At 44.1% G+C, this 24791-nt stretch carries 21 protein-coding genes; 1 reads left to right on the top strand and 20 read right to left on the bottom strand.

Annotation, left to right across the window (positions count from 1 at the left end; genetic code table 11):
- Positions 1-252 precede the first annotated feature (252 nt).
- The 4 genes from ACX6CI_RS15980 to ACX6CI_RS15965 form a co-directional block, all read right to left on the bottom strand.
- Entirely contained in the window at positions 253-2031 is a 1779-nt protein-coding gene (locus ACX6CI_RS15980) for a sigma-54 dependent transcriptional regulator (RefSeq protein ID WP_458774647.1), read from the bottom strand.
- Positions 2028-3152, bottom strand: coding sequence for a two-component system sensor histidine kinase NtrB (locus ACX6CI_RS15975; RefSeq protein ID WP_458774646.1), 1125 nt, complete (start codon positions 3150-3152; stop codon positions 2028-2030). The genes ACX6CI_RS15980 and ACX6CI_RS15975 overlap by 4 nt, the downstream gene beginning before the upstream one ends.
- A 218-nt stretch (positions 3153-3370) precedes the next feature.
- Entirely contained in the window at positions 3371-4225 is an 855-nt protein-coding gene (locus tag ACX6CI_RS15970) for a histidinol-phosphatase (protein ID WP_458774645.1), read from the bottom strand.
- 66 nt (positions 4226-4291) lie between these two features.
- A complete protein-coding gene (locus ACX6CI_RS15965; protein ID WP_458774644.1) occupies positions 4292-4579 on the bottom strand; it encodes a sensor histidine kinase in 288 nt (95 codons plus the stop codon).
- On the opposite strand from ACX6CI_RS15965, the gene ACX6CI_RS15960 reads away from it, so the two are divergent.
- Entirely contained in the window at positions 4532-4804 is a 273-nt protein-coding gene (locus ACX6CI_RS15960; RefSeq protein WP_458778514.1) for a hypothetical protein, read from the top strand. The two genes, ACX6CI_RS15965 and ACX6CI_RS15960, sit on opposite strands and share 48 nt — an antisense overlap.
- A gap of 70 nt (positions 4805-4874) precedes the next feature.
- Here the strand turns inward: ACX6CI_RS15960 and ACX6CI_RS15955 are convergent, their stop codons facing one another.
- The 16 genes from ACX6CI_RS15955 to holA all read right to left on the bottom strand — a co-directional run bounded on the left by ACX6CI_RS15955 (position 4875) and on the right by holA (position 24370).
- A complete protein-coding gene (locus ACX6CI_RS15955; protein ID WP_458774643.1) occupies positions 4875-5609 on the bottom strand; it encodes a substrate-binding periplasmic protein in 735 nt (244 codons plus the stop codon).
- Positions 5610-5658: 49 nt separating this feature from the next.
- A complete protein-coding gene (locus ACX6CI_RS15950; protein WP_458774642.1) occupies positions 5659-7380 on the bottom strand; it encodes a methyl-accepting chemotaxis protein in 1722 nt (573 codons plus the stop codon).
- Between the two features lie 266 nt (positions 7381-7646).
- Positions 7647-8057, bottom strand: a complete 411-nt coding sequence (gene nikR / locus ACX6CI_RS15945) for a nickel-responsive transcriptional regulator NikR (RefSeq protein ID WP_458774641.1) — start codon at positions 8055-8057, stop codon at positions 7647-7649.
- A 116-nt stretch (positions 8058-8173) separates the two neighbouring features.
- The gene (locus tag ACX6CI_RS15940) at positions 8174-9517 is read right to left on the bottom strand and encodes an MFS transporter (RefSeq protein ID WP_458774640.1); all 1344 of its coding nucleotides are present in this window, start codon (positions 9515-9517) and stop codon (positions 8174-8176) included.
- A gap of 50 nt (positions 9518-9567) precedes the next feature.
- On the bottom strand, positions 9568-10482 hold the full coding sequence (locus ACX6CI_RS15935; RefSeq protein WP_458774639.1) for an amino acid ABC transporter permease: 915 nt from the start codon (positions 10480-10482) through the stop codon (positions 9568-9570).
- Between the two features lie 99 nt (positions 10483-10581).
- Positions 10582-11415, bottom strand: a complete 834-nt coding sequence (locus tag ACX6CI_RS15930; RefSeq protein WP_458774638.1) for a transporter substrate-binding domain-containing protein — start codon at positions 11413-11415, stop codon at positions 10582-10584.
- 48 nt (positions 11416-11463) lie between these two features.
- Positions 11464-12285: an amino acid ABC transporter permease gene (locus ACX6CI_RS15925; RefSeq protein ID WP_458774637.1), complete on the bottom strand. Its 822-nt coding sequence runs from the start codon at positions 12283-12285 to the stop codon at positions 11464-11466.
- 57 nt (positions 12286-12342) lie between these two features.
- Positions 12343-13872 carry an AMP-binding protein gene (locus tag ACX6CI_RS15920; protein ID WP_458774636.1) on the bottom strand — a complete coding sequence of 510 codons (1530 nt, stop codon included), beginning with the start codon at positions 13870-13872 and terminating at the stop codon, positions 12343-12345.
- A 247-nt stretch (positions 13873-14119) separates the two neighbouring features.
- The gene (locus tag ACX6CI_RS15915; protein WP_458774635.1) at positions 14120-15466 is read right to left on the bottom strand and encodes a DNA recombination protein RmuC; all 1347 of its coding nucleotides are present in this window, start codon (positions 15464-15466) and stop codon (positions 14120-14122) included.
- A gap of 202 nt (positions 15467-15668) precedes the next feature.
- Positions 15669-16007, bottom strand: a complete 339-nt coding sequence (locus ACX6CI_RS15910; protein ID WP_458774634.1) for a histidine triad nucleotide-binding protein — start codon at positions 16005-16007, stop codon at positions 15669-15671.
- Between the two features lie 247 nt (positions 16008-16254).
- Entirely contained in the window at positions 16255-17508 is a 1254-nt protein-coding gene (locus tag ACX6CI_RS15905) for a formate/nitrite family transporter (RefSeq protein ID WP_458774633.1), read from the bottom strand.
- Positions 17505-17894 carry a response regulator gene (locus ACX6CI_RS15900; RefSeq protein ID WP_458774632.1) on the bottom strand — a complete coding sequence of 130 codons (390 nt, stop codon included), beginning with the start codon at positions 17892-17894 and terminating at the stop codon, positions 17505-17507. Before ACX6CI_RS15900 ends, ACX6CI_RS15905 begins: the two co-directional genes overlap by 4 nt.
- Positions 17895-17896: 2 nt before the next feature.
- Positions 17897-19822 (bottom strand): cache domain-containing protein, encoded by a 1926-nt coding sequence (locus ACX6CI_RS15895; RefSeq protein WP_458774631.1) that lies wholly within the window; start codon positions 19820-19822, stop codon positions 17897-17899.
- A 438-nt stretch (positions 19823-20260) separates the two neighbouring features.
- On the bottom strand, positions 20261-22534 hold the full coding sequence (gene clpA / locus ACX6CI_RS15890) for an ATP-dependent Clp protease ATP-binding subunit ClpA (RefSeq protein WP_458774630.1): 2274 nt from the start codon (positions 22532-22534) through the stop codon (positions 20261-20263).
- Positions 22535-22575: 41 nt separating this feature from the next.
- Complete coding sequence (gene clpS, locus ACX6CI_RS15885) at positions 22576-22890, bottom strand: ATP-dependent Clp protease adapter ClpS (RefSeq protein ID WP_458774629.1); 315 nt, start codon at positions 22888-22890, stop codon at positions 22576-22578.
- Positions 22891-23002: 112 nt separating this feature from the next.
- Positions 23003-24370: a DNA polymerase III subunit delta gene (holA, locus tag ACX6CI_RS15880; RefSeq protein WP_458774628.1), complete on the bottom strand. Its 1368-nt coding sequence runs from the start codon at positions 24368-24370 to the stop codon at positions 23003-23005.
- Positions 24371-24791 lie beyond the last annotated feature (421 nt).

Genomic DNA, 24791 nt, shown 5'->3' with positions numbered 1-24791 from the left:
ATCTCCATTTCCAGTGACGTTTCAGGTTGATATTGCTGGGTCTCTGTATGGAAATAATAGCAAGTCATGTGCCACAATGTGGTGGTTTTTCTATGTGTTAGAATTCATTCTATAAATCCTTCAGCCTACTGTCTGGTCAATGTTTATTGCGCCACAGCATAAGTGTTGCGTTTGCGACAGGTGCAACACTTATGCGACACTTATGCAACACTTGCAGGGGTGCACTGTACCACTCATTTTGCGGAGTTGTGTTTAACTCTCTGCAAAGTTATATCGTTTCAGCTTCCTGTAGAGCGTGCTTCTATCAATACCGAGAATTCTGGCGGCCTTTGCTTTGTTGCCACCTGTCTGCGCCAGGGTCTGTTGAAGCATCTCCAATTCACTGGTGGAAGATACATTTGGAGTAAGATGCCGAACATTCATATTTCGTGTCATTTGTGTCGCACCGGGAATAGGTGGTTCATCTGTTTTTGAATGAACTTCTTCTGGAAGGTGCTGATGTTGGATCGTTGTTCCACCACACATGACGCAGCCTCTTTCAATGATGTGGCGAAACTGACGAACATTTCCAGGCCAGTTGTAATTGTGTAGTGCTTCCATTGCCTGGTCTGAGATTGAGTAAACAGGAAGATTGTGCTTTTCGGCGAAGTAGGAAATAAAATATCTCGCAAGGGGAGAGAGACTTGATAGTCGCTCTCGTAGGGGTGGAATAACGACTTCCACAACCTTGAGGCGGTAGTAGAGATCTTCACGAAACTCGCCCCTTCTCACCTTCTCCTGCAGGTCTACATTGGTGGCAGCAACCACACGGACATCAACCTGTACCGGGGTATCCTGACCGACCGGGGTAAATGTTTTCTCCTGTAAAAAGCGCAGAAGACGCAATTGCATACGTGGTGAAATATCTCCAATCTCATCAAGAAATAACGTACTTTTATCCGCCTGGAGTAATCTGCCACGCCTGTCACTGTCTGCACCGGTAAATGCACCTTTACGGTGGCCAAATAACTCACTTTCCAGCAGATCTTCAGTGACAGCTGCACAGTCGACTTTAATTAGTTGCTGTTCTTTTCGTCTACTCTCAAGATGGACAGCTTCAGCGGCCAGTTCTTTTCCGGTTCCGGACTCTCCGGTTATAAGTACTGCGGTATCAACCTTTCCCACATTCTGTATGAGTTCGTATACTGAAAGCATAGCCGAGCTTGAGCCGACAAAACCATGGAAGGAGGCAAGCCTGGATCTGTTTGATTCCGGTACGCCAAGGGTAATGTCCCGGATCACGATTACAGCTCCATCAAATTCTTCATTCTGGTCACGCAGGGGGGCAGCTGTCAGGCTGATCATACGTTTTTCACCGCTGGAGAGCACACACTCAACATGGTGTTCATCCACAGCCTTCCTGGCTTTAATGACTGAACGTGCATCGTGCAGGCAGGCGAGGGCAACATCCCCTGTCATATGTCTGAGATTGAGTCCATTGTCGGTAGAGGAGGTGTGGAACCAGAAGGAGGCCGCATCATTGACTTGGACCACATTCATGTCATTGTCCACGGTAATGATACCATCGGAGACTGAGCTGAAAATTACCTCGAGGTGTCTTCGATAGCGTTCATTTTCAAGGCGTAATGCTTTTTTTTCCTGTTCAAGAGACCAGTGTTCCAGGGCCTGACGGACAAAACGAAGAAGGGTCTCTTTATTAACAGGCTTTGAAATATAATCAAAGGCTCCATATCGAACAGACTTAGCTGCCGTTTTAAGATTTGGAAACCCTGTAATCATAACAACAGGACACTGGATACCTGTGTTCAGAATGTGTTTGAGCAGGTCGGTGCCGGAGACATCTCCAAGGACAATGTCGCTGATTATCAGGTCGAATCGTTCTTCGTTAATGAGCAGTAATGCCTCTTCGAGTGTTGAGGCTGTAGTAATCTTGCCATACCCCTCACGCTGGAGAAACATTTCAAACGTAAAACGGATACTCTCCTCATCATCTACTATGAGAATATGGATATCCTGTTTATCTTTTTTCATAGTCCCTCCGCAGCAGGAATGTCGATTATTAACTCTGTGTATTTGTTTAAAATAGAGTCGACACGGAGAAAGCCACTGTGGTTTGAAACAATACCGTAGCTGATACTCAGACCAAGGCCTGAACCATGAAGTGCAGGTTTACTGGTGAAAAAAGGTTCAAACATTTTATCAAGAATCGATTGGGGGATTCCGGTACCGGTATCACGCAGGGACAGGCGAAAATATTTACGATCGTCGTGGTAGAAAATAGTTGAGGTTATTTCAATCTTCTTTTCGGGAACTGAATTTGGATATCTTTCGTTAAGGGCATATCTACTGTTACTGCAAATATTTAAAACCACCTGCTGGAGTTGCGAATGGTTCCCCAGTATGAGACAGGACGGTTCGAGCAGAGTCGTTGTAACTTCTATGCCATCATACTTGAGCTGATGGGCAACAAGTGACAGGCTATCCCGTACGACTTCGTTAAGATCAACGATTGCAAATGTGTCTGTTGTTTCCCGGGCAAATGACAAAAGGTTATAGATGATTGTTGCAATACGTTCTCCCTCGTTGACTATCCTCTTTAGAACCTCCTCCTGGCTTGAGTCTGGCGGGCAGTCATCGAGCAGAAGCTGGGCAAAGTTGATAATTCCATTAATAGGGTTGTTTACCTCGTGGGCAACGCCTGCTGCGAGTTCGCCAATGGCAGCAAGTTGTGCTGTTCGGATGGAATCAACCTTACGTATTTCTTCTTTTGTGAGGAGTCGGGCAATAAGGAGAATAAGCTGCTCACTGGTATCGCCACCAGTGACGGGGATAATTGAAAGTGAGTATTCACCTCCTAGTCCCGGGAGTCTGGTGTCTTCAGTTCGTGGTGAGCATGTGCGGAGAAATTCTTCGAGGGGGCATTCTATATGGGGCCATCTGCCGCCGTGGATAATTTCACAGATGCCGTGGCCGATGATTTCATCATATGGTTTGTTTGCTGCAGTTACAAGCGCCGGATTGGCCTCTTTTATTACGCCATTAGAGTCCACGAGCAGGAGAGGGTCCTGAAGAGAATTGAAGAGTTCACAGCCCACCTCATTGGAAATAATAGTGCGTATTATACTACTCTGCTCATCTGGGCGTGGGCTCATCTCATATGCTCCTTGATGGAAAAAAACGAAACATCAATCAAGTGTTACAATGTGACATATGACCTATTGTACTGCAAACAAGATCAATTGTTAATAACCATTATAGCGAAGATGAAACCAATAGTATAACTTTTGTATAACTATTATCTAACTTTAAAATGCAGCTATGCGGGAAGGCTCCCCATAATCGTGTTGAGAAAAAGATGGAGATGAGTTTTTTAATAGTTGAGTAGACGAGGAGTTTTCCAGTCAGTTGAAAACCCTAACTCTGCAAGCAGGGAAATTCCTTCGTCCATGTAATTGCCCACAGAAGAAATGGAGTGGGAGTCATCTCCTGGAATGACGGCAATATCCATGTCGCGGGCTAGATCAAGAATAGATCGGCTAATATAGGGTTCATCTGCTCCCTTTGCAAGGGCGCGGAGGTTAAGATCCATGATGAGATCAGCTTCCTGGATGAACTCAAGGTTTCGATGGATTCGTTTGCTCACTTCAGGTCGCTCAAGTCGCATTCTGTACTCATCATCAAAAATACGGATGAGGTCGAAGTGACCGACCACAGATGGTTTAAATAGTGAGAGCATTTCGTACTGTTGATCAAAATATTTACAGTAGAGTTGTTCTATCCCTCCGAGCGTATTAACAGCTTTTGCATAGTTTTTCTTAGAATAGTCGATGCTGATATCATCCACAAAATGTACAGAGCCTACTATGTAATCAGGCTGAAAACGATCTATCAGGTATGGAACAAATTGCTCATAGCCACTATAGGTTTCAATCTCCATTGCCGCAAAAATTTGTATCTTGTCATGGTGCTGTTGCTGTAGTCGCCTGCATTCCTCCATATATGAGGCAAAATTAAGGAGGAGTTTTTCAGGTGTAAGACCCAACTTCAGCTGGCCTGGATCCAGGAGTTCAGTTGTGATTGCAGGAGTGTGCTCAGTTATACCAACCCAGTTAAAATCAAGTTCAATATACTGTTCAATTATCTCTTTAAGGGCGTCGGTTGCATGGTCACAAAATTGGCCGCTATGGCCACCATGTACGGATACGAATTGCGGTTGTCTGGGCATTGGTCTGGATAGGTTAGGGAGATATCATGTAACAAGATTTCGATATGTTCTTTCAGGAATCAGGTCCTACCATGAACGAAAGAATAGGGCAACGTAGTTAAGGGGAAGACTGATAGTAAAGGTTGTACCTACACCTGTTTTCGATATAAAGTCCATCTCTCCACCATGTTTTTCGCGAATAATGGTGTGGGATATGGCCAGGCCCTGGCCCGAACCTCTGCAAACTTCTTTTGTTGTGAAAAACGGGTCAAAGATCCTATCTTGAATTCCATCGGGAATACCGCCTCCGGTGTCTTCTATCATAATGTGAATGCAATCTTCATCGCAGGTGGTTGTGACGCTGATCAAGCCCATGGATGTCCCCCTATCCTTAACTGCCTTGGTGGCCTGGGCATCATTGACTCAACGCAACATCTTTTCATTCTGGTGGCTGATTTGCTTGAGGGCCTCCTTCCGTCCATGTTCTTCGGACGACAAGCTTTTGTCTTTTTCGATGGCCAAAAATATCTTAATAAGATGGTTTGGGGATGGGTAAAGATTGTTGATCTACTCTTACCTGATAATTTGGTAGTTATGTAAAACATTAAACAGGCGAATGTCTCCCCAGAGAGTTGCGTTGCCTCTCTGGGGAGCGTCGAAGATGTACTGATTATAGATATTTCTTTAAAATAGTGTCGTAGGAGCCGTCCGCCTTCATATCATCAAGTGCTTTTTGCCATATGCTGATATCTTCATCCGAAGTCTCTTTACTAAATGCAATGTATAGTTGAGTATCTTTAATATCCATTACCTTTTCGAGATCTTCGGACACTCCTTTAGCTTTAGCCTTGTATATTCCCTGGAGTTCACCAACAATCCATAAATCAATTCTTCCGGCCATGAGTTTTGGTACATTAAGCTCATCATTTACAACACTGTCGAGATTTGAAAAACCTCCCTCCTTCAGAAAAGTTTCTGCAGCATCATCCTTGTAGGTGCCTATTTTCTTAACTTTTTTTGCATCCTCTAAAGAGGATACAGTTATTCCACTACCTTTTTTAGCGAAAAAAACCCATTTGTTGGACGCGACAGGGCCAACCCACTTGAACAGTGTTTCTCTTGCCTCCGTTCGAGTCATGGAAAAGAGAATTTGACCACTCTTTTTTTGGATAAGACCATAACCTCTGGCCCATGGGAGTACTTCAAAGTCTGCACTATGACCTACCCGTTTTGTAAGCTCCATCATTACATCTGTTGACAAGCCGGTGAGTTTTCCATTCTCTGTATAGTTAAATGGGGGGTACTCTTCGGTCATAATTTTAAAATCAGTAGCTGATACCTGGTTTACTGCAACCATCAGGGAAAACAGCATTGTAGTTATAAAAAATTTGTTAAGTAGTTTCATGTAGGTCCTTTCCTGTTTTTAAGGTTAACGTGGATTTTTAGATTTCTGTCTAAACGATAAATTTTCCTACCATTGCACTCAGTTGATCCGAAAGCTTTGAAAGTTGCTCCGCACTTTTACTCACTGATTCGCTGTTTTCGGTAATTTTTGCTGCAGCACTATTGACCTCCCCAATTTCAGCTGCAATTGATCCCACTGATTCATTGCTTTGAACTACATTGTCATTTACTTCACTTATCCCATCGCTTGCCTGGGCAACATTGCTGGCTATTTCGTTCGTGGCTTGCGATTGTTCTTCTATAGCCGTTGCAATGGTTTCGACGGTAGAGCTTACTTCTCCTACAACTTTTGCAATTTGTTCAATATGGGCCACCGTTCCATCTGTCGAATTTTGGATACCTTCAATTTTTGATCTGATTTCATCTGTTGCCTCAGCAGTTTGTTTGGCAAGGTCTTTAATCTCATTTGCAACAACTGCAAAACCCTTACCGGCTTCTCCTGCCCTTGCTGCTTCAATTGTTGCATTTAGCGCGAGTAAATTAACCTGCTCTGATATCTCAGCTATGGTTTCAAGCACTTTCCCAATGCCTGTTGCAGCATCTCCAAGTTGATCGACCTGTTCAGATGCACTGGTTGTTTGGTCAACGGCCTCGATGGTTATTCGTTTGGCTGTAGTGGTATTTTCAGAGATTTGAGTAATGGTAACATTCATTTCCTCCGCGGCAGAAGCGACCATGTTAATGTTTGTAGAGGCTTGTTCCATGGCTGCTGCAACCGAAGCCATGTTGTCGCTCATGAGTGCTGAAGAGGAAGAAGCACTGCTTGACTTTTCAGATGTTTGACGTGCGTCTTCTTTCATTTCTACTGAAAGATTCATGAGATCTGTGGAGGCTCGATTAAGATTCGCCGCACCTTCATCAACATCTTTGATAATGTCCTGAATTTTTTCGACAAAGAGATTGAACCATTTTCTTAAATCCCCTATCTCATCGTCATAGTTGTCTTCGAGTCTTTTGGTGAGATCTCCTTCACCTTCTGCGATGTCTTTTAGACTAGATGTGATGTTTTTTAGTCTATTGGTAACAAGAAACTTCAGTGTAAGAGCAGTTGTAAGCAGAAGAACAATGATGACAATTCCAAAGGCAATGACCTGGGTGTACATTCCTTTCGTTTCTTCGGTTTTAATAGTTGTGAAGAGGGTCTCCCGAGCCATTGTGAGAACCTTTTCCTGTTGCTCGAGTTGATCGAGTAATATCTTGTCCGTGTAATAGAGTGTGACTGTACCTACGACTGCATTCTCATAGAATATTTCATTTGAAAACATTGTTGATGGGTTGAGTGATATGGAACTGTCAAGAGAGGTGTCGGAGAGAATTTTCCCCTCCGATTTCCATACAGATACAAAGGGATTGCCGTCTGTATCTTTAATCTGAATTGCGAGGATGTCGGGTAATTCGAGTAAATTCTCGAGATTGTTTTTCAGGCCATCTGTATCGAAATTGTAGACAAAGTAACCGGAAAGTCCACTACTTATCTTACTGTTGATTTGATGTCGTTCTTTGAGCGAAGATTTATCAGTTGAGACCTGTGTGACAGAACTATTTTGTATCATTTCATAGTACTGACCCGAGATGTATGAACTGAGTGAGGCCTGTTGCTTAATAAGAAATACAGCTGTTAAGGAAAGAAGAATCAACACTACAGTTGTAGTGAAGAACGCCATTTTGGTGGTGAGTGACAGCTTGTTCCATTGAAGTGATTGTATATCCATTATGATTCCATATGAGTAAGGGATGGTTTTTGGCTGAACCTATCCTGAATGGTATCAAAGTGGAAAGTTGGATGTCAAAATTATATTGGACTGTTAAACCTTCGATAAGAGGTGATGTTCGAAGGTAAAGCGGTTGTGAGGTAGTAGGGCGAAGAGTTTGAGGTCGAAATGATTGGAGACATAACCTCTCTTTTGACCGGAGAATGTGCTAAAAAAAGTTGTTCCGCGGGTGTCTTGCCTATGGGAGAAGCGCGCTGAAGTTTCCCTTAATGCAAGAATTTTCCTGTACTGGACATGGCAAGGTTTCCATCGCGAATACCTTTTAGTGCAGTGAGTCTGGCCGCAAGATCTCTCACCTCTTTGGCTTTACCTTTAACGACGATGACTTCAAGACAGTTGTCATGATCCATATGTACATGGGTAGTTGATACAATCTGGTGGTGGTAGTCATGCTGGACGATGGTGACTTTTTCCTGGAGATTAGGCTGGTGGTGGTCATAAACGAGGCTGATAACACCCATTACCTGTTTATCTGACTCCCACTCTTCTTTAACATAGGCCTTGCGAATCAGATCCCGAATTGCTTCTGAGCGGTTGCTATAGCTGTTTGCCTTGATATGTTCATCGAAAATATCGAGTAACTTTTCTTCCAGTGAAATTGAAAATCTCTTTAGCATGGTATGTGGTCTCCCCGTATAATTCCAACAATTGATTTTCATTATAAAAGCTCGCTAGATTCCCTGCAAGGCTATTTGTCTTACCATGCAATTCTTTTAGAGCTATAGAATCTTTTTTAACGAAGAGGTTTGTTATCTCTTAAGCACCACCAGCTGTAGCTGAAAATAAGTATAAAACCGACGAGAGCATACCAGGGGAAATAACCTATACCATCGATGAAGGCAAGATCACCAACCTGTTCTGAACTCATAGCCGGGTACTCAACACTGTTCTGTGTTTTTAGTGATGCAATGAGGCTTGCGAAAACAAAACCAATAAAGCCGTAGGCAAGGTTAAAGGCAAGACCTTTGAAGCTCAGCACAGTGGCTCTCTGATGGGATTCTGTGATCTTGTTAAGATAATGGCTCGTGAAAAATGAAACGAAAGTGAGTGCTATAAAGATAAAGGCGACAGGGATCAGGCCCCAGTAAGGATAAAAACCGGTCAACCCCATCAGGCCTAGAAAACTTATTACAAAAACAATGAACATATTTATAGCGGGACTATAGGCCCCAGCCATATATTCTGCGATTTTGGGTGTAACAAGTCCCAGGATCGCAATTCCGGAACCAATAACACCAAAGCTTGCCTCCGGGAGACCAATTAATCTAAAATACTGGCTGGTCATGGTGACAATCATTCTGAGAACGTGGTCAAAGTACATGCCAAAAAGTATGATACAAAGAGCGAATGGTGTTCGCCAGATCCATGTTCCAGCCCCCATGGTTTTCTTAAATGCTTCTCTGGTATTGAAGCTGGAAGAAGACGTTCTTTCAGGACGCGCTTCCACCATTTTAAAGGCTGTTATTGTGGCCAGGACAGCAAGAACCAGTGTGCAGTATATAGGAAAGCGCATGGTGGTCTGTTGATCGAGGACAAGGCTAGACCCACACCAGGAAAGGATCGAATTAACGGCTTTTGGGTCATAGAAGAGGGCGCCAAGGGTCATTGTTGCAATGGAGACAATGGAACGAACACGCATCTGCAGACTCAGAACCTTTGGCCAGTCATCCTCTAAACCCCTGTCCACAAGGGTGTCATAGGCTATTGCCTCATCGGCGCCGCTGGCCATAGCTTCGGCCAGGCCGCTGAGTATTCTGTTGAGTAAGAATGCCCAGAAAATCAGGGTGCCGTTGCCAAGTGGAACAAAGGCGAGTAGAGAAAGCTCCACCACCATAAGCAGTGATGTTGTAACTATAAGGTTTTTCCGGCCAAGGATATCCGCAAGGGCACCTGAGGGTACTTCGGCACAGACAATTGTTATTGCCCATACTGTATTGAGTAGGGCAAATTGCTCTATGGTAAGTCCAAAATCGAGAAATAAAATTGTGAAAACAGGATAGTAAAACCTGGCATTGAAAAACACCCGGAAGGCAATAAAGAGTTTGATGTTGCTGATTTTAAAAGCGGATGTTGCCATGGTTTTTCAATCCTTGCATCGTATGATCTACATTGCGACGTGTTAAAAAATTATGGTCCAGTCTGCTGGTAGGTGCTCATGACGCCTTCAGATCTGGCAAGATAATGTTCCACTTTTCGGACTAAAAGTGAAAGGCCGAGGCAAAGCACAAGATACATAACTGAAATGGTGAGCCATATCTCAATGGTTGCCTGGGTTGAGGCAATAACTTGAAGGGCCTGAAAGGTGAGTTCTTGTATGGAGATTATTGAGACAATAGAAGACCACTTAATAGTATTAATAAATTCGTTGGCCAGTGGAGGCAACATTATTTTGATGGCCTGTGGAAGCACAATAAGACGTAATGTTTTCCAGCGGTTTAGTCCAAGGGCCTGTCCTGCCTCCCACTGTCCTACTTCCACTGCCTGAATTCCTGCCCGTACAATTTCAGCAATATATGCCCCCTGGAACATGGCCAGGGTGAGGACTCCTGAGAAAAACTGTGTGATCAGGCTGGGGGTAGTAAAGAAAACAGATAAGTATTTCTGCAGGGCAGGTGAGCTGGCCCTGAAAAAATCCTCCACTCCAAAAAAGGTCATAAGCTGGTCGCTGATGAAATAGTAGAAAATAAAGACCAGAACGAGTGGAGGAGTATTACGAATGGCCTCGATATATGTCCTTCCTATAAGACGGAAGAACAGCCTCGGTGAAACCCGCATTGAACCTATGATAAAACCAATGATAACAGCAAGAAGAGTTGCCCATATGCTGAGCTTGATAGTGGTGACAAGCCCTTCAAGGAGTAAGTTCATCCGCCAGTTACCTGTTGCCTGATCCTGGTGGAGCATGTAGGTGGGGATAACTGACCAGTTCCAGTTGTAGTTAAGTGAAAAAAACAACCGGTAAGCAATATAAGCGACAAGCCCAATAACGGCTGTGAGTACAACAACGTCGAGTGGTTTAATTGCAGGTTTTGGGGATTGCATAAGCAGCCTACTCAACGTAGAACAGGTAGTGGATGAAGATTCTTTTACATGGGAGAAAGAGTGCAGGCCAAAACTGGCCTGCACTATCTCAGGTTAAAATTATTCCACCTGTCCAATCCAGTCTTTGCTGCCAAACCAATAGTCATGGCGTTCCTGGAGCCAACCCTCAAGGGTTACGATGGTAATCCAGCCGTTAAAGAAAGCAAGTGTATCAGGATCCCCTTTGCGGAGGGCAAAACCGATGGGCTCTTTGGTGAAGGTTCCCTTTACAGGGAGATAAAGACTGTCGCTGTATTCAACAGCCTCATATGCAGGGCGAGGTGCAGAACCTACAACCGCGTGTACCTTACCGTTGCGTAGCTCCTGGTAGCTTTGGGGTTCAGAGTCAAACATTCTAAGCGTCGCGAGAGGCAGGTACTTTTTCGCGGCTGCAGCTGCGGTGGTCCCGGTCTTGACGGCAATTTCAATACCAGCCTTGTTGAAATCCTCAAGGGAGCTGAAATCAGGCGCCATTTTTTTGTTTGCGACGATACTCATTCCTGAATATTCGTAAGGATTGGTAAAATTCACCTGTAGCATACGTTTGGTGGTAATGCCCATTCCACCAATAATGACGTCAAACTTACCTGTGAGGAGCGCAGGGATGATACCGGACCATGCTGTGGGGATGAATTCAACTTTAACACCCATCTCTTCGGCAAGTCGCGTGGCAACATCAATTTCAAAACCGATAAGTTTACCTGTCTTATCTTTCATGGCCCACGGTTGGAAGACGTCCATTCCAACTTTCAGAACCCCTCTCTTCTTAATTGTTTCAATTGTACTGGAGCGGACGATATCTGTTTGGATTGAGGCAGCATAGCTCAAGCTACTCAGACATAGAAAAAAAAGAGTCAAGGCGATAAGACGGAAAATATTGCTGCGTTGTTGCATGTTGAAGCCCCCTTTATTGTAGGAAATGTATGGGTAAAAGTTCTTTACTCATGGTAACTTAAGTCGTTTTTCCATAAAACCAACTGCAAGAGATAAAAATACTGTAACTGCCAGGTAAATGACTGCGACTGTAAACCAGATTTCAAAGGTGAGATAACTCTCTGCAATAAGTGCCTGGGCCTGCATAGTAAGGTCATAGATTGCAATAGTACTCACAAGAGCCGAGTCTTTCACAAGGGAAATTGCCTGACTTGCCAGGGGAGGTAAAATAGTTCGTATTGCCTGGGGAATAATGATGTGTCTGTATATCCCAAAAGTGTTTAGACCAAGCGTCTTTCCGGCTTCAGTTTGCCCTGTGGCAACGGACTGAATACCAGATCTGAAAATTTCTGAGGTGTAAGCCCCTTCAAAAAGAGAGAGGGCAAGTATTGCAGAAGGTATCCGCTCAAGTCCCAGGGTTGGGCCAAGGACAAAATAGATAAAGAAAATCTGAATAAGCAGAGGAGTGTTTCTACTGACTTCAAGGTAGAGGGTTGCTAGAGATCTTGCAACAAAGGAGTTCGAAAGCCTGAGCATTGCGGTAATAAGACCAATAATAAAAGCAAAAACCAGACTGATTGATGAAATTTTAAGGGTAATCCATAAGCCCTTTAAAAGAGGTCCTGCAACAAGCCCTGTGTCCGTTTCAGTGAGCAGGTATTGGGGTATTCTGTACCACTGCCAGTTGTAACCAATGTTACTGGCACTTCTTCCAGCAAGCCAGCCCAGGACGCCAAGGAGGATAATGAATTGGATAATATCCCACAAGGGACTACGAAAAAACGGTATCTGTGTACCACCATCCTTGTCGTATGCAGAGTTATTTGTCATGCGATTGTTATGTGATTGTCTTGTGACTGCTGACGTTGGTGGTGGCAGATGATTACACTACGAAATTGATTTTCGGCCTAATTGCTCTCTTGCCATTTCAGAGATTGTTCTAAAATCTATTTTACCACTTCCCATTTTAGGAAGAGATTCCCAAACCAGAAAAATCTTTGGCAGTGAAATCGGTGGAAGGTGTTCTGCCATCTGTTTAAGGACTGCTTTTTCATCAAGGGGGGTTGTCACTACAGCTACAATACGGGCTCCTTTTTTTGCGTCTGGTATTTCGACAACGCAGCAGTGACTTTCTTCCGGCAGAAATTTTTCAAGAATATCTTCAATCTTAACAAGTGAGACCATTTCCCCGCCAATTTTGACAAATCTCTTGAGTCTGCCAACGTGCCAGAGGTATCCATCAGCATCGATGTTACCCATATCACCAGTATCATACCATCCACTGCGGATATGTAGAGAGGTCTGCTCAAAATCGTTGAAATATCCTTTCATGACGGAGTCACCTTTCACAAGGATTCGTCCATCTTCTCCTGATTCACACTCTTTTCCGGTTTCGTAATGTTCAATGCGTACCTGTAGGCCAGGGATGGGTTTGCCTACACTACCGGGACAATTATAGGTCGGAGTATTTGTCGAGATGACCGGGGAGCATTCTGTTGCTCCATAGCCTTCAAATACGGTGATGCCGTGTTTGGTTTTAAACCCTTCTCTAAGAGATTCAGGACATTTGTCAGCACCAGTGAGAGCTATACGCAGACTATCAAAATCACCGGGCTCTGATTTGCGCAGGTAGCCCCAGAAAAATGAAGGGGTCCCAACAAGAAATGTCGCTTGCTTTTCCCGTACTATGGTACAAACCTTCTTGAAATCTAGGGGATTGGCATAGGTGAGCATGGACATCCCATGGTAAATGGGGAGCCATAGATCAACTGTTAGGCCAAAAACATGGAAGAAGGGTAGGGTACACATAAACACATCTTCACTTTTAAAACCAAAAATTGGAGTTATGGCCTGAAGGTTTGCGAGTATGTTTTTATGTGTGAGTTGTACGGCCTTTGGATCTTTTTCGCTGCCGCTGGTAAAAAGGATGACAGCTGTATCGTTCACGTCTCCCCTATGGACCAGTTTTTTGATGATACCAGCAGGTAGAGCAGCTATCATCGCTGCACGGATTTTATCAGCTGTGGTGATAGAGGCCATGATGTCCTCTATAAAAATCATTCCGTCAATAAAAGGGCATTCGATCTTTTCCAAGAGCGCTTTTGAAGTAATAATGGTCCTGAAATCACATTTTTGCTGAGCATACTTAGCGTTTTGCTCAGCTCCGGTTGAGTAATTGATCATTACCGGTTTTCTACCACTCATTAAAATGGCGATTTTCGATAATATACAGCCGGCAGAGGTGGGGATCATGAGACCGATAAAGCCGGTATCCATTTTTTTGATTACCCGGGTTAAAATCAAACTGGCAATCAGGGTCTTTGAATAGGTGAGCTCTCTGTTGGTCGAAAAATCGTGAATAGCCAGTTTTTTACCAAATGTCTTGGCAATATCGATAAACTGTTGATGGAGTAGCACCGGCACCTCCGGGTGAAAGGTGAATATTCAGCAATGAGCCTTCGTTTGCATATAGTATGAAAATTTACGTCTTTGGTAAAGATCCAACTAACATTTTTTGCAGGATTTGGCAACGCCACTGGGGATTTGCACTAATTGGATACTGTCAAGTGTTTGGTTTTTGATGGAAAATCCCGTATCAAGGTACCTTGAGAAATGAGATAATTGGTTCAAATTCGAAAAGCGTGAGCAATGTTTCAAAGTAACTTTAATTCTTTAGATTATGGTCGCTTAGATCAGTGATGCTCTTTGGTAACTCTTTTTTGACCTGCACTCCGAGCTCTCGTAACTGTTCTGCCTGGGAGACCAGATTTCCACGGCCCTGGGTTAATTTTAACAGGGCACTGTCATAGCTGGTTCTGCAGTTGTTGAGTTGTTTCCCAATTTTTTCAATTTCCTCAACAAAGCCACGGAATTTATCGTACATAAGGCCAGCGCGTCTTGCAATTTCCACCGAACTTTTGCTCTGTTGCTCAAATTTCCAGATGTTCTCTACAGTTCGGAGGGTGGCTAGCAGGGTCGTAGGGGTGACAACCATGATATTTTTCTTAAGTGCTGTTTCAAGTAAGGTCAGGTCACTCTGGCATACAGTTGCAAAGGCCGCCTCGATTGGCATAAACATTAAAACAAAGTCCAGAGAGTGTATTTGGGAGAGGCCTGGGTAGTCCTTGGAGCTAAGGGTGTTAATGTGGTCGTGGACAGCCTTAACCTGTTGTTTGAGGTGTTGTGATTTCTCATCGTCGGACTCACTGTTCATATATCTTTCCCAGTGAACAAGTGAGACCTTGGAATCGATTATTATATCCCTGTTTTCAGGAAGGTGGATAATGACATCTGGCTTTTGCAGATGATTGTTATGGGTACGAAAACCTTGCTGGGTATCATATTCAAATCCGAGTCTTAGGCCGGAACGTTGTAATACCTGCTCTAGTACAAGTTCTCCCCAGTTTCCCTGGGCCTTGGTGTCATTTTTTAGGGCGTTGGTGAGGTTGATTGCCTCCTGATTGATCTGTTGATTGAGATCACGTAGGTTGTCAATTTCATTTTTAAGACTGAGGCGTTCTCGGCTGTCACTTTGGTAGATTGTGTTGATTTCTTTACGAAGGGACAGTAACTCTTTATTAAAAGGTTGGAGTATGGAATCAAGCCGTTCACTGTTGAGTTCGGTGAACTTGGAACTTTTTTCTTCGAAAATACGTCCTGCAAGATTTTCAAACTGTAATTTCAGCTCATTTCGAGCCTGTTCCAGCAGGCGAAGTTTATCCTCTGTATGCTTGCGTTCATTTTGCAAGAGAGTCGTCAATTTTGCTTCTCGAATGGATTGCTCATTAATCCTTTGCGAGAGTTCGTCTACCTTATCCTGAATTTGCTTGTGGGCGAGGTTTTGCCGCCGTATCTCCCTCTTTTGGTTTGAAACCTTAGCAAATAAGAAAATTGTGGTAACAGCGCCAATTATCGCAACGAGTCCAAGCAAAAAAGAGATTGACTGACCATCTATCGTGGAGGGCAGGGAGTTGATGAGTCTATTGATGAGGCCCTGAAATGTGGTAGTCATAAGTTTTTGTCTTGTTACGTACTAAAGAGCCGAGCTTGTGTAATAAAATTGTGACACTAGAGCCGCTTGCAAAAGTGTCTTTTCGCCTAATCTTTTCGTTTTGTTCAAAATTGTATCCTCGGAATATTCAAGGTATTTTAAAGAATACAATTTGGGGCCAACGACGAAATTGGGAGAATTTGGGGTAATAGATCGACACAAATCAGATTGGCCAGGGTTTTCCCTTACCACCAAGAATGTGCATATGGATATGGAAGACAACCTGTCCTGATTTTGCACCATTATTGAAAATGATCCGGTAATCATCTCCGACGCCATGTTCTCGTGCGAGATCGCCACCTACACGAATGAGCTTGCCAATCAGTTGCTCATCTTCCTTAGTCACCGACGAGGGGCCTTTAATATGTTTTTTGGGGATGACGAGAAAGTGTTTAGGTGCCTGGGGAGAAATGTCCCAGAAGGCAAGGACGTCGTCATCTTCATACAGTTTCTGGGCGGGGATTTCCCCTGCAATAATTTTACAAAAAATACAGTCATCCATGGTCGGTTCCTTATAAAAAATGAGGGTAATTTTTCCGTTGCAACGATGGCTGACGTGAGTGGATGTGACTTTTAAGAAGCCGTCAGCCTTACGTACTATTTGCGATATTTGTGAAAAAAGCTAGGAATTATATATATCCCAGCGAATTACAGCTCTATTGGGGTAATTGAGAAGAATAATTGAAAGGTGGATTGCACTTACCGTGTACGATTATGCGGTAAGTGCAATCCAAAAAAGTAAATGTGACTTATTTTGAGGGTCTGATGTAAGCGCCCCAGTAGCCAAGCCCAACAAATACCGTTCCGCCAATTATGTTACCAATTGTAACTGGCACAAGGTTGTTGATGACAAAGGCGCTCCAGGTAATCGAACTGACATCCATTCCTTCTGGTGCGATACCCGCATACTGTGTGAGGAAAATACCAACCGGAATAAAGTACATGTTAGCGACACAATGCTCAAAACCGATTGCTACAAAACCCATGATTGGAAAGAATATAGCAAATATTTTACCGATAGTTTGACGTGCAGAAAGTGCCATCCAGACAGCCAGACAGACCATCCAGTTACAACCTATGGCACGGATAAGGGCTTCTGCAAAACTAAGGTGAACCTTTCCATATGCAGTTTTTACCGCTGCAACGGCGAGCGCATCGCCGCCCGTTTTCCAAAGACCGGAATAGTAGAAAAGGAGAGCCACTATGATTGAGCCGACAAAATTTGCAAAGTAGACCACTGTCCATCTGCTTAGTGTATTTTTCCAGGTAATACGTCCGGTAATGATACTTGAGATCATCAGGGTATTACCGGTGAATAGTTCTGCACCTGCAATGATGACAAGCATGAGTCCAATACTAAATGCCCCACCCGCAATGAGCTTTTTAAAGGCAATGCCCATTTCCGGGGGAAGGTCAAAGGTGACAGAGGTGGCAAATAGTCCGCCAAAAGCAACATAGGCCCCAGCCATAATACCAAGAACAAATAGTGAGAGCCAGGGAGAGGTTGCCTTTGATACGCCAACGGTTTCTGCGACTGTTTCTGCTATATTTTTTGGCGCCTTATCATCAAGGGGCTGCTGGGTTGGAAACTTGCCAAGTACTTTCTCAAAACGCCCAAGGGCCTTTTTTTCCTGGGTGACTTTGGCGGCTACTGCTTTTTGTACTGCTTCCCCAATCTCTTCAGGAGTGAAGGGTTTTGGGAGGTAGTCCATAACTCCACGCTGCATGGCCTCTGTGGCTCGACCAACAGAAGGGTAACCGCTAATCATTACGATTGCAGACTCCGGTGCACCAGTCTCAAGTTTTGTTACAACGTCCATTCCATCGAGTTCTGGCATATGCCAGTCGCAAAGAATAACGGTGTACTTGTTCTCTGTTGCCAGGTTAATACCTTCTGCAGGGTTTGTGGTGGTGGTTACCTTAAAACCTTCTTCGGTGAAGATTCGCTGGCAGGATGCTAACACTGCTGTGTCATCATCAATAATCAGCATTGATTGGATCATTTTTTGGTTCCTCCTCTCTTTTGAACTGTCGTTTTTTGCACGGCATCAACGAGTTCATCCGGTGTAAATGGTTTTGCAATATAGTTGTCCGCTCCATAGCGGCGACCTTTTTCCATTGTTTTATTGGTTAGGTAGCCGGTCATCATAAGTATTGGGATGTCCGGTCGTATCTTTCGGGCTCGCCTGATCATTTCAAATCCATCTTGCCCTGGCATTTTGACGTCTGTTAGAATGAGTGCAAATGGGAACGCTGCTCCCACCGCATTGAGTAACTTTTCTCCATCTTCAACTGTGTGTGCAACCTGAGTTTCAATTCCTTCCATTTCCAGAATGCGTACGCAGCTTTGAACTACAATTGCGTCGTCATCAACTATCAGTATTTTCATGATCAGGATCCTCTTGCTGGGGGCGGTAAGGCTGAAGAAGCACCACTTACTCGACGGGGCATCCAGATAGTGAATGTTGTTCCCTCGCCCTCTTGTGTCCATACCTTGATGGTTCCGCCGTGACGTTCGATGATTCCGGCAGTCACAGCCAGTCCAAGTCCAGTGCCTTTGCCTACCTCTTTCGTGGTAAAAAATGGATCGAAGAGCTGGTCTAAATTCTCTTCTGAAATGCCTGTTCCGGTATCTGAAATTCTTATCTCAACTCCGCTCTCACCTTCATTGTCAGCTTGCATTGTCTTAATGACTATGTGTCCACCTGGGGGGGTAGCGTCTAATCCATTAATGATAATGTTTATAAAGGCACTTTGGAGCTGGTTTCTATCAAGGATAAGGGATGGAAGGTCTTTGCTTCGCTCAAAAGAGAGGTTTACATCTTTGATGAGTGCCTGGTTCTTCAGCAGGCCGACACAGTCTTTGATAAGCCTGTCTATGTCTGTAGGTTCGGTTTTGATGACTGTCTGCCTGGAAAAATCGAGTAAACTTTTGACAATTTGCCTGACCCGCTCCGTTTGAGTTTTGACTATTTCTAAATCTTTTAGAACCTCAGCAGGCAGGTCATCTCTTCGGAGAATGAGATGGGTGAACGTTAGAACAGCGGTGAGAGGATTGTTGATCTCATGGGCGACTCCAGCGGCGAGTTTACCAACACTTGCCTGCTTTTCTGATTGAAGCAGTCGGGTCTCATGTTCGTCTTTATGGCGTTGTTCCTTGTCTTTTAAGGCCCCGGCCATCTTGAGGAATTTCTTTTGCAGACGACCTATATCGTCTTTAGAAATCGGACCGATATCTGGAGAAAAATTTCCATCAGAGATCTCAGAACTGGCCCTTATAAGATGGGTGACCGGTTGCATGATCCTACCGGTAAAAAGCCATCCCAGAATAATAGCAATGAGTACCCCAACCATGCTGATACCTGCAAAAATTGTAAAGGCCTTTTTGCGGATATCGAGGTATTGAGCTTCCAGTATTCCAACATAGAGCATACCTGCACGTTTGCCTGTAATATCAATTAAAGGTTCATAGGCGGCAATATACCAGTCGTCCAACACCTGTGCTCTGTTGGTCCATTTTTCACCCTTTTGTAGCACATGCTGGGTAACTTCTGCTGATGCCAAAGTGCCTAATGCTCTTTCCCCGTTGGGTTTCTTGACACTGGTTGCTATTCTTACGTCCTTATAGAATATCGTAGCGGTACCCATGTTCCGGCCTTTATAGGTCTCATTTTTAAAGACTGTTTCACCAATTTTGTCGACTATGTTGGTGTCTTCATTGAGGAGAAACCCTCCGTATAGGATACCCGTAATACTGTTGTTGGAAAATATTGGTATTGCCACCCCAATGGCCAGTGCAGGCATATCATTTCGGGTGCGCAGAGATGGGTTTTCAAAGCGCAGCTGCTCACTGTCTAAAACGACGGTACCTGAGATGGGTTGCAGGGTACTGAGAACAGCTGTGATCAATGGGTTTTGACTCATCTTGCCGACGTTTAAACTACTCTGTTGGTCGTATTGATAGAGGAGTTGTCCACTGGCGTCTGACATTCCAAGAAAATCGAGCTGTAGCTGTTTGGCCAATTCATCAATTTCTCCTGTACGAGGCAGACTCGTGCTTGTGGTTTCTCTGTCATTGTTGGGGATGGATGCTGTGATTTTAAGCGCCAGGCGAATTGCATTGATTCGATCATCGTATATAACCCGTGCGACATTGAGGTCTTGTTGGATACGGTGATTGGCTTCATTGACAACGGAACGAAACAGCATGTTCCCACCAACCAGAATAGAGATAGAACAAACAAAGAGGGAGACAACAATAAGGCTTGCGATCAGTTTAAATCTGATGGAGTGAATTTTATCTCGAAACTGGGGCATTGTAATTCTACGTCTCTCTTCAGTTAGTATGGGTTAACGTGGTTTTCTGTTGTGTTTTTTGTGCGTGATTATTTTCAGTGTGCGATGGTAGCCCATGAAAATGTACTGAATCATGAGAACAAGGTTCGTTTTCAATGTGTTCAACTCAGATAGTATGTAACGGTTGGATGATAGCAGAGGTCTGACTATGGAACCGCAGAGATAAACATGGGAAATACTATAATGTCATCTTTTTACTGTTTTTTGATACGGTTGTAAAGATACATAGGTCTAGATACTTAACCATGTCAGTGTAGAGAGGGAAGAAATAGAACTCTTACGGTGTTGTCGAGAACCGATTTACTGAACTGTTAGAATGACAGTGGTCAGTACAAAAAAAACCGCAAACCAGTAATATCTACCGGTTTGCGGTTGCTGTTTGAGTATGAAGGAAAGATTTTATTTGGTGTAGCTATAAACCAGCTTGTCTTTTTTTCTATCAACCAGTGCTTCGCCACCTTTGACCAATTGGCCAAATAGGATTTCTTCAGTGAGAGTGTCTCCAATCTCTTTCATGATGAGTCTACGAAGAGGTCGTGCTCCGTAGTCAGGATCGTAACCTTCTTTTGCCAGATATTTTCTCGCAGCAGAGGTGAGCTTAATTGAAACGCGTTTTTCAGCCAGTTGCGCTTCCAACTCTGTGATCAGTTTATCAACAACTTTTTCTGTTGCCTCTTGATCAAGTGAGGAGAAAGAGACCGTGGCGTCAAGACGATTCCTGAACTCAGGGGCAAACAACTTATCTATGGCTGTTTTGTCTTTTCCCTTATTATCAGTTACAAAGCCAATGCTCTTGGTCGCCATTTCACGGGCACCTGCATTGGTGGTCATGATGATAATAACATTTCTGAAATCGGCTTTACGACCGGAGTTATCAGTAAGGGTTGAGTGATCCATCACCTGGAGGAGGATAGAAAAAATATCCTGATGTGCTTTCTCAATCTCATCTAAAAGCAGCACTGAATATGGGTGTTTTCGAATGGACTCGGTTAAAAGACCGCCCTGGTCAAACCCGACATAGCCGGGAGGGGAGCCAATGAGGCGCGCAACAGCATGTTTTTCCATGTACTCACTCATATCAAATCGTTCAAAATGAATACCGAGTACGTTTGCCAGCTGCTTTGCAACTTCTGTTTTACCGACCCCTGTGGGCCCCGCAAAAATAAAACTACCTGTGGGTGAGTCAGGGTTTCCAAGGCCAGCTCTTGAGCGCTTAACCGCGGTTGAGAGGGCAATAATGGCCTCATCCTGACCGAAAACTACATTTTTGAGATTATTCTCAAGTTCCTTGAGTTGGGTCACCTCAGAACTGCTACTGCTCTTAGCAGGGATTCTGGCGATCCGCGAGATAACCTTTTCGATATCGCCGATCTTGACCATGGAGCCTTGCCGCCCTTCAAGGCGAAATAGAGAGCCAACCTCGTCCATTACATCAATGGCCTTATCTGGCAGGAATTTCTCGTTGATATACCTGTCCGATAGCTCCGCCATGGCCTTGATAGAGTTCTGTGAATATCGGACGTTGTGATGCTCTTCGTATTTGGGCTGTAGGCCCTTCAATATGAGCTTGGTATCGTTTACCGATGGCTCTTCAATGTCAATCTTCTGAAAACGTCTTGAAAGGGCGCGATCTTTTTCAATCTGATTCTTATACTCGCTGTAGGTAGTTGAGCCCATGCAGCGGAGTACACCAGCCTGAAGAGCAGGCTTTAATAGATTTGAGGCGTCCATTGAGCCACCACTTGTAGCACCAGCGCCCACGATTGTATGCATCTCATCGATAAAGAGGATGGCATTATCTTTCTTTTCAATAGCAGAGACTACAGATTTGAGGCGTTTTTCAAAATCTCCACGATATTTAGTGCCGGCAACCAGTGTTCCCATATCGAGGAGATGGATGTCGATATTCTCAAGAAGGTCAGGTACCCGGGGGTTGTGACCATTTTTCCGAGCGACCTTATCTTCATGGATACGAAGCGCTAACCCCTCGGCCATTGCAGTCTTACCGACACCAGGTTCTCCAACAAGCAGCGGATTGTTTTTCTTTCGTCTGCACAGTACCTGCATGATGCGTTCAAGCTCAATATCACGTCCAATAAGCGGATCTAGTTTTCCCTTGCCCGCTTGAAGGGTGAGATTAACAGTGAACTCATCAAGAGCTTTCGCGTCTTTCGTATTCCCCTGGTGAGGATTAGGGCTTGGAGACTCAGGAGGAGAATCAAAGGGCTCTTTTTGCAGTCCTTCAGCAGGAAGTTCATGGGATATAAAATTGACAACACCGACTTTGCCGATTCCTATTGCTGTAAGAAAATACACAGCGTGGGATTCGTCTTCTGCAAATATAGCAACGAGTACGTCACCACTATCTACCTGCTGTTTACCACAACTCTGCACATGGGCCACGGCTCTTTGAAGCACCCTGTTAAAAGCAATTGTTTGTGCCGGCTCTCCGACTCCAGTTGAAGAGAGTTTAGGAATTTCACGGACAAAGAACTTTTCCAGCTGTTCTTTGAGTGTATCGATGGATCCACCGCATTCCTCTATAATAAAACTCGTGAGGTCGTCATGGAGAAGACCGTAGAGCATATGCTCTACCGTGACGTACTCATGATTATGATTCTTAGCTTCTCTTATCGCCAGTATCAGTGATTTTTCAAGTGATTTACTCAGCATATTATCAGCGTGTATTTGCGTGAAAGCAACGCCTTCACCGTTTAAACAGTTTCCATGGAGCAGCGTAGGGGAAACTCGTTTTTTTTCGCAAGCTGATGTACAACTGAAATTTTAGTCTCGCAAATTTCTTTGGTGTACACGCCTGCGATTCCTACTCCCTCATTGTGGACGTTAAGCATGATTTGGGCCGCGTCATTAGCAGTCTTGTGAAAAATTGTTTCCAATATGGAAATTACAAATTCCATTGTTGTGTAGTCATCGTTATGCAGTAATACTTTGTATAACTGCGGCTCCTTTATTTCCAGAATATGTTCTGTGACTACTGATCCTTCTTGGTCATTATGTGTATCGGTCATGGTTTAACGGTATCTTTTTTTACTTTATGAAAGCCCTTAAGAAAGCTTATCAATAATAGTTTTCATTAACATAGTTATGAAATCTCTTATTTCAATATATCACAAATCATATTTAGATTGGAAGCCTTGGACTTCCTTTGAGCATCGAAATAAAGAGTTCCTCCAGTACAAGGTGCGGCGGGATGGATGATCCTTTTAGGTTAAATTCGGCGGAAAGTAGCATGGATAGCCAGCGTTTGAGGATTGGGCATGAGTATTCAAAAGCCTTTGTGAAGCTCATATATAAAGCGTAGGGGTGCCCACCCAGGACGTCATCCCACTCGCCTGTTGACTTTAATGCAGGGAGGTAATTGCCCTGAAAATCCTTGGCACTCATTCCCTTATGCCAGGGAGGGGACGAAGCCATCTGCAAGGATCTGTATATAAGAAGTTTACGTATGAAATTTCTCATTGTTGCGAGGATTGCAAGGCCATGTACCCCCTGTTCCTGAAGTCTGCTGAGGAGGGTAAGGGTTTTACCCAATTGTCTTTTGGAAAAGGCGTCTGTCAGCTCGTAGAGAGCGTCTTCCCTGCTTCGACCGACCATAGCTGCAAGGTCTTCAAGACTAATATTGGGACGATCCCCTACATAGTGGACGAGTTTTTCTGTTTCCGTTGCAACCGCCACCGGATGAAAGCCGACCCTTTCAAAAAAAGCATCCACTGCCCTTGGGTCGATTTTCTTATCAAAGCCCGCAACGGTTTGCATCATCATTTCTTTAAGTACCTGCTTCTGCTCTCCCTGTGCGGCGTTGGAAGCTCCAACTGCGACTGAGCAGTCAACGATGGTTTCGTTTTTTTTAAGATACGTGAAAAGTTTTTGTCTCTTATCCACAGTTTCAGCTATGAGAATGAGGATGTTGCCTCCAGGAAAACCCTTATCGAGGGCGGTGACATATTGGTCAACAATATCTGCACTACTGGCTTTAATCTCATCCCTTGATTGAAACAGAGCCGAATCGGCCCATGATAGGTCGCCGCCCGGTTTTTCAAAGCCAAAAATTTTCTTCCATTCAGGACCGGGGATTTGAGACAAGGTTTCAGGACTGTCAACCTTGAGATTTACGGCCTGCACCATTGCCTGGAGATGTCTTTTGGCTGGATTATGCTTGCCGTTAGTAAAACTTTGGAGAGCCTTGTCCCATATTTTAGAGATAACAGTTTTACTATGGAAAATACGACTGTCATTCACCCGGTAGATCTGTCTTCCTGGTAGCAGGCTAAAACTCATAAGCCGGGCAAGACTTTGGCCTGGGTCTTCCTGATCTCCATCGATAGTATGAAGAGCACCTGGGGCGTCTTTTAATATACGTTCCTGGAGGTTATCCGCTGCAGTCTGGCAAAGGTATCTTTCACCAAAAAAGAGAAAGACCTGGGGCAGGGGCAGGGGAGTGCTTTCCTTAAGAGATGTTTCAAATTCTGATCGTTTTATAAGTGCCATAATAAATAGACTGGTTGGTTCCTCGTGCTGTCAGGTGAATTAATGGATCCTTTTTATTGGAGAAATAGCGAAACGTTGTCTGGGCTGTGGGGATGGTGTCCTATTCTCCTTCAAATTTTTACCAAGCAACTATTATAGGTCTTTTACATGATAAGGGAAAGAGTTCATTGGTCTCTTGCAGTTTAAGAGGGGGGATCTTTGGGGCTATAGCGATAGTAAGGCGACATCTGGTATTCTCCTATTTCTAATTTATGCTGATTTTTCGTATAAAGAGACCTGAGGTGTCTCTTTTCTACTAGAGATGCGACTGAGAGAGGAGTAGAATGCAAAATATGTTCTTAAGGGTACCCTGAAAAATTAGGTGATTTGTTCAAATTCAAGACGTGTGAAGAATTTTACCACTGGCATATAATTGATATCT

The sequence above is a fragment of the Desulforhopalus glucosivorans genome, from assembly GCF_054397165.1.
The sequence above is the reverse complement of the archived record's forward strand: the minus strand, read 5'-3'. Positions and strand labels throughout refer to the sequence as shown.

What these genes read in the sequence shown, in the direction of transcription:
- ACX6CI_RS15935 (WP_458774639.1), bottom strand. Translation starts at nt 10,482, where the DNA reads ATGCAATCCCCAAAACCTGCAATTAAACCACTCGACGTTGTTGTACTC.
- holA (WP_458774628.1), bottom strand. Translation starts at nt 24,370, where the DNA reads ATGGCACTTATAAAACGATCAGAATTTGAAACATCTCTTAAGGAAAGC.
- ACX6CI_RS15975 (WP_458774646.1), bottom strand. Translation starts at nt 3,152, where the DNA reads ATGAGCCCACGCCCAGATGAGCAGAGTAGTATAATACGCACTATTATT.
- ACX6CI_RS15930 (WP_458774638.1), bottom strand. Translation starts at nt 11,415, where the DNA reads ATGCAACAACGCAGCAATATTTTCCGTCTTATCGCCTTGACTCTTTTT.
- ACX6CI_RS15955 (WP_458774643.1), bottom strand. Translation starts at nt 5,609, where the DNA reads ATGAAACTACTTAACAAATTTTTTATAACTACAATGCTGTTTTCCCTG.
- clpA (WP_458774630.1), bottom strand. Translation starts at nt 22,534, where the DNA reads ATGCTGAGTAAATCACTTGAAAAATCACTGATACTGGCGATAAGAGAA.
- ACX6CI_RS15980 (WP_458774647.1), bottom strand. Translation starts at nt 2,031, where the DNA reads ATGAAAAAAGATAAACAGGATATCCATATTCTCATAGTAGATGATGAG.
- ACX6CI_RS15895 (WP_458774631.1), bottom strand. Translation starts at nt 19,822, where the DNA reads ATGCCCCAGTTTCGAGATAAAATTCACTCCATCAGATTTAAACTGATC.
- ACX6CI_RS15965 (WP_458774644.1), bottom strand. Translation starts at nt 4,579, where the DNA reads ATGGGCTTGATCAGCGTCACAACCACCTGCGATGAAGATTGCATTCAC.
- ACX6CI_RS15970 (WP_458774645.1), bottom strand. Translation starts at nt 4,225, where the DNA reads ATGCCCAGACAACCGCAATTCGTATCCGTACATGGTGGCCATAGCGGC.
- clpS (WP_458774629.1), bottom strand. Translation starts at nt 22,890, where the DNA reads ATGACCGATACACATAATGACCAAGAAGGATCAGTAGTCACAGAACAT.
- ACX6CI_RS15915 (WP_458774635.1), bottom strand. Translation starts at nt 15,466, where the DNA reads ATGACTACCACATTTCAGGGCCTCATCAATAGACTCATCAACTCCCTG.
- ACX6CI_RS15950 (WP_458774642.1), bottom strand. Translation starts at nt 7,380, where the DNA reads ATGGATATACAATCACTTCAATGGAACAAGCTGTCACTCACCACCAAA.
- ACX6CI_RS15905 (WP_458774633.1), bottom strand. Translation starts at nt 17,508, where the DNA reads ATGATCCAATCAATGCTGATTATTGATGATGACACAGCAGTGTTAGCA.
- ACX6CI_RS15940 (WP_458774640.1), bottom strand. Translation starts at nt 9,517, where the DNA reads ATGGCAACATCCGCTTTTAAAATCAGCAACATCAAACTCTTTATTGCC.
- ACX6CI_RS15910 (WP_458774634.1), bottom strand. Translation starts at nt 16,007, where the DNA reads ATGGATGACTGTATTTTTTGTAAAATTATTGCAGGGGAAATCCCCGCC.
- ACX6CI_RS15925 (WP_458774637.1), bottom strand. Translation starts at nt 12,285, where the DNA reads ATGACAAATAACTCTGCATACGACAAGGATGGTGGTACACAGATACCG.
- ACX6CI_RS15900 (WP_458774632.1), bottom strand. Translation starts at nt 17,894, where the DNA reads ATGAAAATACTGATAGTTGATGACGACGCAATTGTAGTTCAAAGCTGC.
- nikR (WP_458774641.1), bottom strand. Translation starts at nt 8,057, where the DNA reads ATGCTAAAGAGATTTTCAATTTCACTGGAAGAAAAGTTACTCGATATT.